The 998-nt window shown below is 56.3% G+C and carries 1 rRNA gene; it reads left to right on the forward strand.

From position 1 onward, the window contains the following. Positions 1 to 998 (forward strand): 23S ribosomal RNA (locus tag FS641_RS17760); the annotation flags it as partial.

The raw sequence follows: 998 nt of genomic DNA on the forward strand, positions 1-998 counted from the left end.
AGTCGCATGTCCTAGACCCGAAGCGAAGTGATCTATCCATGGCCAGGTTGAAGCGACGGTAAGACGTCGTGGAGGACCGAACCCACTTCAGTTGAAAATGGAGGGGATGAGCTGTGGATAGGGGTGAAAGGCCAATCAAACTTCGTGATAGCTGGTTCTCTCCGAAATGCATTTAGGTGCAGCGTTGCGTGTTTCTCGCCGGAGGTAGAGCTACTGGATGGCCGATGGGCCTCAACAGGTTACTGACGTCAGCCAAACTCCGAATGCCGGTGAGTGAGAGCGCAGCAGTGAGACGGTGGGGGATAAGCTTCATCGTCGAGAGGGAAACAACCCAGACTACCAACTAAGGCCCCTAAGCGTGTGCTAAGTGGGAAAGGATGTGGAGTTGCACAGACAACCAGGAGGTTGGCTTAGAAGCAGCCACCCTTGAAAGAGTGCGTAATAGCTCACTGGTCAAGTGATTCCGCGCCGACAATGTAACGGGGCTCAAGCACACCGCCGAAGTTGTAGATTTCGCACACTCGACAAGCCTTCGTGGTTCAGTCGTGCGGAGTGGTAGGAGAGCGTCGTGTGGCGAGTGAAGCGGCGGAGTGATCCAGCCGTGGACGCCACACGAGTGAGAATGCAGGCATGAGTAGCGAAAGACGGGTGAGAAACCCGTCCTCCGAAAGACCAAGGGTTCCAGGGCCAGGTTAATCCGCCCTGGGTAAGTCGGGACCTAAGGCGAGGCCGACAGGCGTAGTCGATGGACAACGGGTTGATATTCCCGTACCGGCGAACAACCGCCCAAGCTAATCCAGTGGTGCTAAGAGTCCTAACCCGTGACCAGCGGATCCCTTCGGGGTGATGCGGTCCGGTCTAACGCTCGACCCCATGCTGGTGCGGTTAGCGTATGAACAGGTGTGACGCAGGAAGGTAGCTGAGCCAGGCGATGGTATCCGTGAGGTGAACCTGGTGTAAGGATGTAGGGCTGACGATAGGCAAATCCGTCGTCTGTA

It is taken from the genome of Curtobacterium sp. 9128 (assembly GCF_007673775.1).
Classification (GTDB): domain Bacteria; phylum Actinomycetota; class Actinomycetes; order Actinomycetales; family Microbacteriaceae; genus Curtobacterium.